This window comes from Aminobacter sp. P4_D5, from assembly GCF_056401815.1.
This window is the reverse complement of sequence record NZ_JBFUIP010000221.1, coordinates 1-7,541: the sequence shown is the minus strand read 5'-3', so window position 1 is coordinate 7,541 and position 7,541 is coordinate 1. Positions and strand designations below refer to the sequence as shown.

Here is a 7,541-nt window from a genome sequence, read left to right as displayed (position 1 = left end):
GTTCGCAACGTCGGCGGGCAGCACTAGGTTTTCCGACATCGAGCCTCTCTCCTTGGATACGCGCTGCGGCCCAAGGATTTGAGCGCAACGTGCCTGTCGTGGTGTCGGCAGGGAGAACGGCTTGCCAGGCGCCTTATTCCACGCCGGCAAATGATTTTTCGCGGCGATGGAGATCGGGCAAGATCGGAGGGGGAGCGTGTTGGACGGATCGCAATTTGCCCGGAGAGCACTCTACCGATGACGTTGCTCATGCCGCGCGTTCGAACTCGGCTCGGCTTTCAAACGAGTGGGGCTCCATATTACTCGTCTGGACATATGTTGAAGTAAGTGTTGCTACAAACTATGATGCCTGCTCCGCCGACAAAAAGCTAAATAGCTGCGGATAGAGAGGCATAACGGAGGAACGAAACAGCCGTTACAGCCGGCGGGCCTGTCGGTTTCGATCTCTTGGTGGAGCAGAAAATGGCCAACACAAAAGACGTTGACGTGAACGCAGCGCCTCCCAGTGCCGAACAGCTTCGTTTGGTCCTCCTCGAAGAGCAAATGAAGGAGGCCGAAAAGCAGGACAAGCTACGCGCGCAGGCAAATGACGAGCTTGCGAAATTCACCAACAGCTTCCTCAAGGACCAGGTGAGCGAGAATGAAATCGCCATGGTCCGGCGCCTTGTTGTGAATGCAGTCAAGAACGGAAAATTCGAGGCGATGGTGTATAGCTTTCCGTCGGACCTCTGCACTGACGGTGGCCGCGCGATCAACAGCGCCGATCCCCAATGGCCTGAAACACTCCAAGGCAAAGCCAAGCAGTTCTATGAACGTTATGTCAAGTTTGCGAAGCCGCAAGGCTACAAGCTCAAGGCCATGATTATCAACTTCCCCGGTGGCATCCCCGGGGATGTCGGCCTGTTCATCAACTGGGAGCCTGACGTTAAGTAGCGTCATCCATCGCCGGCTCGGCACTCTGTCGGATACCGGGCTGCCCAAACAGATCCGGCACCACGTTGTGCGGCGTTGGATCGTCGACGAAGTCGTCGGGACGCTTCTGGCGCTTGCCGAACTTGGGCACCTCGAACGCGATGCGCTCATAGGGAATCGAACTTAGAATGTGCGAAATGCAGTTGATGCGCGCGCGCTTCTTGTCGTTCGACGGCACGATCCACCAGGGCGCATGACGGGTATCGGTCATGCGGATCATTTCGTCATAAGCGCGGGTGTAGTCCCACCAGCGATTGAACGATTCGATATCCATGGGGCTCAGTTTCCACTGCCGAAGGGGGTCTTCGACACGCTGTTTGAAGCGCCGCTCTTGTTCACCCTCACTCACATCGAGGAAGTACTTGAGCAATGTTATTCCGCTTTCGACGAGGGCGGCTTCAAACCTCGGTGTCTGTTCGAGAAAGCGCCGAGCCGTCTTCTCGCTGCAAAAACCCATCACACGTTCGACGCCAGGGCGATTGTACCAAGAGCGGTCGAAGATCACGACCTCGCCTCCGGCCGGCAGGTGCTGGATATAGCGTTGCATGTAGATCTGGGTTTTCTCTCGGTCAGTCGGGGCAGGCAACGCCACGACACGGAACACGCGCGGACTGACACGCTCGGTAAGGCGCTTGATCACGCCGCCTTTGCCGGCAGCATCGCGACCCTCGAAGATGATCGCGATGCGCGCCCCGGATTTTTTCACCCACGCCTGGAGATAGGCAAGCTCGACCTGAAGCCGGGCGAGTTCTTTCGTGTAGCTTCTTCCCGAGTTCGCCTCGTCCTTTGCTGCCTTGTCCTTGTCTTTGTTTTTACCCATCTTCTTCTCCTTTCCGTCCAATCAGTGAACTCTAGGTGATACAGAGGTCTGGGCCTCGAATGCCTTATAGGCGTCCTCCAGATTGTCGAAGACCATGTGGGGGCCGATGCGCTCGATGACGCCGGCCCGACGCAGCAGTTCGCGCGCTTCGGCGTGCAGTTCCGCCATGCCCATGGTGATACCGCTACCGCGAAGCTCGTTGCAAAGCTCGCCCAGCATTTCCGCTGCCGAGCTGTCGATCTGGGCAACGGCGCTGGCATCGATCACCAGCCAGCGCGTGTCGGCAGGCAGTCCGTCGGCAATGGATCGCAGTCGGGACTGGACGTAGTCGGTGTTGAAGAATAGCAGGCTGCCCTGGATGAGGCAGGCGGCGATGCCGGGCACCTGATAGGCCTCGGGCGCCCGATGCAGCTTGTAGAAGCCCTCATGGCCCGGAACCCGGCCCAGCATGGCATCGCGGGGGTACATCAGCTTGTGCAGAATGAAGACCAGCGACGCGCTGATCGCGATGACCACGCCATTGAGGACGCCAAGGCCGATCGGGCCCCACATCGCGATGAGCGCGAAGACGAACTCGATGCGGCTGACACGCCAGACCTGCCTCAGAGCGGCCAGGTCGATCAGGTTGATGGCGGTCGCGGCAAGTATCGCGCCCAAGGCAGGAATGGGAATGATCCTGAGGGCCGGCCCGAGAAAGAGCAGCGCCGCAATCAACGCTGCCGCGGCAACAATGCTGGTCACCTGCGAGCGGCCGCCAATAGTCAGGTTGACGGCCGTGCGCGAGTCGGAAGCCGTGACCGGAAAGGCACCGAAGAGCCCCGCAGCCAGGTTTGCAGCGCCAAATCCGATGAGCTCGCGATTGGGGTCGACTGGTTGGCCGGCTTTTGCCCCGAAACTGCGGGCCGTGATGATGCCCGAGCCGTAGCTCACGAGGAAAATAGCCGCGGCGCCAAGCGCCAGCGTTTCGAAAGGAAGTCCGGCGGCATGTGGCAATGTCAGGGACGGCAGGCCGGTCGGGATATCGCCGACCACGGCAATGCCGTGTCCCTGAAGATCGAAGACGGCTGAAAGCACCGCCGACAGCACCACGACCAGCACCGGCCCGGGCACCGGAAAGCGCGTGATCCGCACCCCCTGCAATAGGCCGAACATCGCCAGGGCCAGCGCAAGGGAGGGCCAGTGGATCAGGTTCGCCTTGCTGAGAAGCTCGAGTATGGGCCTGAGCAGGCCTTCTGTCTCGATGCTTACCCCGGTGAAACGCTTGATCTGCCCGATCAGGATCGAAAAGGAGACGCCGGTGAAGAAGCCGGTCAGGATGGGACGCGACAGGAATGTCGCCAACACTCCGAGCCGAAGCACCCACGCGGCCAGGCAATACAATCCGACGCCGAGCGCCAGCATTGCCGCGATTGACGTGCGGTCCACCGCACTCCCGGCTGGCATACTTGCAGTGACTGCGACCAAGGTCGCCGCAAGCACGGTCATCGTTGCCGCGTCCGGGCCGACGATGAGCTGGCGCGAGGGGCCAAAGAACGCGTAGGCGACCAGTGGGGCGATGCTGGCGTAGATGCCGGTCTCTGGCGGCAGCCCCGCTATCGCCGGATAGGCAATGGCACTGGGAAGCCCGACCGCCGCAACCGCGAGCCCAGCCGAGACATCACTGCGAACCCAGTCCCGCTTGTAGCCTGTGAGGCCAGCTGGCACGTGAAGGTACAAGCCCACTTAAGGGATCCTTGTTGCCCGGATTATATTAGAAGATTTTCATATATTAGCCAGTTTTCAATCTGTCTGCATTTACTGGCGGACGCGCTATGTGCTCCGGCACGGCATGAAGCTGAAAGTACAGGTTGCGGGCGACGAGATCGAACGCCGGCATGAAGACGACCATCGATCTCAAGCTCATGCTGTCGCCCCGATTTGCGCTGTCTTGGCGGCCGCGTCGGCGTCGGTTCCGGCATCGCCGCTGCACCAATAACCACCGGCTCAATCGTTAACGACGTCCCAGCTGTCATCCGGGTTGAAGCGGTCAATATACTTGACGATGTCCTCAGTGCTGGGACCGAGATCGACTTGATAAACAATGCCCTGTTGATTCACGGCGAACGTCTTCACGCCGGTTTCGGCATATTTGACTGGCCAAGCGATCAGGCCAAATCCGGCGATCATGTTGCCGTTGATGATATAATCATAAGCGCCTCCCGCAACCTTATCACCTTGGCCGGTCAAGATGCGGAAACGATAGCCAAAATAACCTTCACCCTTGCTGGCGCTTTCAAGTTCAGCCTCCTTGACGAAGCCGCCTGCCGGACTTTCTCCGTCCTCCTGGGTAGCAGGCCAGTACAGGCCGTCGGTCGCGCCTTCGCTACTCACCAGTTTTTGTGCGAATTCATCTACGCCATCGCCGTCCCGGTCCTCCGAGGCGTAATCATTTTGTGCGTCGACATAGGTGCGCATGGTCGAAATCGCTTCCAGCTCGTTTTGGCCAACGCGACGGTTTACGATCTCCTCCAGGCCCGCTTCGGCATCGTAGGCCCACTTTCCGTCATCTCCCTTCAACAGGGGAAATGGCAATGGCCAGAGTTTGTCGCCGAGCTGGAGGAGCTTGCCGCCGTCCGTATCGACGACGAGGACCTGCTTGGCCGCAGCGTCGCGAATCTGGGCGAAGGTGTCCATAATCCCTTCCGCTGACTTGAGCTTGTCTGCATCGAGGCCGAGCAGCTTTGCCACCCTGTCGAAATCATTAGCGGCCAAAGCGGCTTTCAAGGCGTCAACGGCCTGGGCCGAGTCATCGAAGAACGGCGCTTCCTTCTCCGCCTCATAGGCAAAGATGCCGTAATCTTCGTCGGAGGGCGCCGCAGTCGCAGGAGCCGCGGGCGGGGATTGCTCCTGAGCACGCGTCGCGGCCGGTACCGTGGCGACAAAGCCAGAGACAAGAGCGGCCAAGCAAATCGAGCGTAGGAATTGATGATTGAGGATCGTGTTCATGGTCTTGCTCCTTTCCCGCTCTCAACGCCGCCCGCCACCACCACGCCCTCCGCCGCGCCCGCCGCCGCCGCTAAAGGATCGTCCGCCGCCGCCGCCTCGATGCAGGTTGTGCCCGCCGCCGCGATTTTGAACGGCCTTTCCACCACCGCGCTGGCCACCGCCCATGGCCTGTTGGCCACGCCTGGATTGTACTTGAGCAACCTTCCCGCGGTCGACATTGCCGAGCCCGGATGGCTTCTTGGGCCTATTGTCAGGTCTTGCTGCAACCTTTGGCTTGCCGGCAGGGCGTTTGGCGTTGGCCGGCCGCTGGTTGGTCGCCTTTCCGATATCACGGCCGCCGCTGCCTGGCCGCGCAGCCGGCCTCGGCATGTCGGGCCGGGCCTTTGCCAAGTCGCCGCCAGGCCTGTTCTTCAGCCCTTCAAGAGTGCTTTTGCGTATATCCGTGGCCTTGGCTGTTCGGTTCGAGAGGTTTGCGGACTGGCTCCTCTTGATGTCGGCCGCGCGGTTGCCGATCGAGTTTGCTCGGGTATTCTCAACCCTGTTCTTGACGTTCGTCCGATCGAATTTGGCCAGTTGGCTCTTGTCAAAATTGAGCTTCGAGCGGTCGACATTCTTCCAGTCGACGTCCTTGAGGTTGAGCTTGCCGTTGATGTTGTTGAGGCAGTTGTTGCAGTCGACGTCGATGTCGCCGCCGTTCCAGTTACCGCCCCAAATACCCCAATCATCCCAATTGACCGCCGCAGCCCATATCGCTCCGGTTGCCGCCGCCGCAAAGAAAGTCGCGGTAGGGTACCAGTAGCTTGGATAGGGATCGGGATAGTAGGTGATTGGCTGCGCAACGTAGCCCGGCTGGTACAGCATTTCCGGCTCGTAGCGCGGCACATAGACCTTTTCGCTGCTCGCCGACTGGATGATGATGTTGTCGCCGGACGTCTCCACCTTCATCTTGTCATCGCTTTTGATGACGCCCTTCGCCACCGCTTCCTCCCGCAACTGCTGGATGGCGATGAGCACGTCCTTCTGCTGGTAGGCGAGAGCGTCGCCAAAGTCCTGTGTCCATTCGAGATCGTCGCTCATCATCTTGACGAGCTCTGGATAGTTGAGCAGCGAGATGACGCTGCCATCCCAACTCTCATTCGGTTTTAGGTTCTTGTCCTTGGCATAGGCGTTAAGGTAGCGCTCTGCCTCGACGATCTGCAGAGGGTAGAGAGAGGCCGCGGAGATCACCGCGACGAGCTCGTCCGGATAGAGCGCGATCCGCGCCACCAGCACCTCGAGTTCGTCGGCGCTCAGCGGCTCCGGCGTCTGTGCCGGCGGTGCGGTTGGTGCGGCTGCCGTTTTTTCCTGCGCCAAAGCGGAGTACGACGAGGCAGCGGACATCAAGGTAAGAGCAACGGCGGTCGCAATACCGGCTTTCATGATCCTGTCGATGATCATCGCAGTACCTCCAACTTTCGCTCAAGGGACAATCCCCCCAGCGCCAAGGCAAGTCGCGCTTATCGGGTGCTCATCCTTGCCTCCGAAACTGGACGCGGCAAGCATGGCCAAAGCCTAGGCACCCCCTGTCTTATGAAACCTCGTCTTGTGAGCAATCGACGCTGCTGAACCCAAGCTGTAGCTAGCAATCGTCATCGCACACGTGCCGCAGTATTAGCCTCCGTTGCATCATGCTCCACGACACACCAGGAATCAATCGACTCAAACTGGGATGGCGGGGACGCTCGCAACCTCAATGCTTTCCAAGGCCACGCGACACCTGGAGGTGGTCCCCAAATCGTAATTATACCTGCGCGTATGCCCTCTGCGGACCAAGCCAACTTGCTGTAGAGTACGTGCTGTAGAATACGTACTTGGCGGAGCTCAAGGGGACGGATGGTATGGCTCGAGTACCTGCGGATCTCACGCGCGCAACACTAGCCGTGCTGTTCATCGGCAGCATCCTTGTCGCCAGCATCTGGGTGATGCTTCCTTTTCTGCCAGCGATCATATGGGCCACGACGTTGGTGATCGCTACATGGCCGCTGATGTTGTGGGTGCAGCGCCATGTCGGCAATCGCCGTGGCTGGGCCACGGCGATCATGACCCTGATCTTGCTGTTGGTCCTGATCGTGCCGTTTTGGCTGGCCATCAGTGCCGTCGCCGCCAATACCGACAAAATTGGCGACTTGATCCGCACTGTCCTGTCCTTGCGGATGCCGCCGCCGCCGTCCTGGCTGGCCGATTTGCCGCTAGTGGGCTCCCGGGCCGCAGAGGCCTGGAGAAATATTTCGACAAGTCGCGTGGATGAATTGGCCTCCAAACTTGCCCCCYATGCAGGGGCCATGACGAAATGGGTTGCATCCTTCGCAGGCAGTCTGGGTGGGATATTCTTCCATTTCCTCCTAACGACGCTGATAGCCGCTATCATGTACATGGGCGGCGAGCAGGCAGCTGCAACTGTTGTTCGTTTTGGCCGCCGACTGGGTGGTGATCGAGGCGAAATGGCCGTTCGTCTGGCTGGTCAGGCAATCCGAAGCGTTGCCTTGGGCGTCGTCGTGACCGCAGTAGCCCAGAGCGCTCTTGGGGGCATAGGTCTATTGGTGGTTGGCGTGCCCTTCGCGCCGATGCTGGCAGCGGTGATGTTCTTGCTGTGCTTGATTCAGCTCGGCCCCGTGCTGGTGATGGCGCCAGCGGTGGTATGGATGTACTATTCTGGCGAGGCGTTTTGGGCGACGGTGTTGTTGGTTTTTGCCATCGTTGCCGGGACAATGGATCAGTTCATACG

General features: G+C 59.7%; 6 protein-coding genes. 2 read left to right on the top strand and 4 right to left on the bottom strand.

What is annotated here, in order from left to right; translation table 11 throughout:
* Window positions 1-462: 462 nt before the first annotated feature.
* A complete protein-coding gene (locus tag AC1DWF_RS28490; protein ID WP_476788049.1) occupies window positions 463-933 on the top strand; it encodes a histidine kinase in 471 nt (156 codons plus the stop codon).
* Here the strand turns inward: AC1DWF_RS28490 and ppk2 are convergent.
* The 4 genes from ppk2 to AC1DWF_RS28470 all read right to left on the bottom strand — a co-directional run bounded on the left by ppk2 (window position 926) and on the right by AC1DWF_RS28470 (window position 6,196).
* On the bottom strand, window positions 926-1,792 hold the full coding sequence (ppk2, locus tag AC1DWF_RS28485) for a polyphosphate kinase 2 (protein WP_476788125.1): 867 nt from the start codon (window positions 1,790-1,792) through the stop codon (window positions 926-928). The genes AC1DWF_RS28490 and ppk2 overlap by 8 nt on opposite strands.
* Window positions 1,793-1,813: 21 nt before the next feature.
* Window positions 1,814-3,514 (bottom strand): SulP family inorganic anion transporter, encoded by a 1,701-nt coding sequence (locus AC1DWF_RS28480; protein ID WP_476788048.1) that lies wholly within the window; start codon window positions 3,512-3,514, stop codon window positions 1,814-1,816.
* A 261-nt stretch (window positions 3,515-3,775) separates the two neighbouring features.
* A complete protein-coding gene (locus AC1DWF_RS28475; protein WP_476785992.1) occupies window positions 3,776-4,777 on the bottom strand; it encodes a DUF2950 domain-containing protein in 1,002 nt (333 codons plus the stop codon).
* 21 nt (window positions 4,778-4,798) lie between these two features.
* A complete protein-coding gene (locus tag AC1DWF_RS28470) occupies window positions 4,799-6,196 on the bottom strand; it encodes a DUF3300 domain-containing protein (protein WP_476788124.1) in 1,398 nt (465 codons plus the stop codon).
* Between the two features lie 431 nt (window positions 6,197-6,627).
* On the opposite strand from AC1DWF_RS28470, the gene AC1DWF_RS28465 reads away from it, so the two are divergent.
* Window positions 6,628-7,541: AI-2E family transporter (locus tag AC1DWF_RS28465; protein WP_476842341.1), on the top strand; the 914-nt coding region annotated here is incomplete at its 3' end.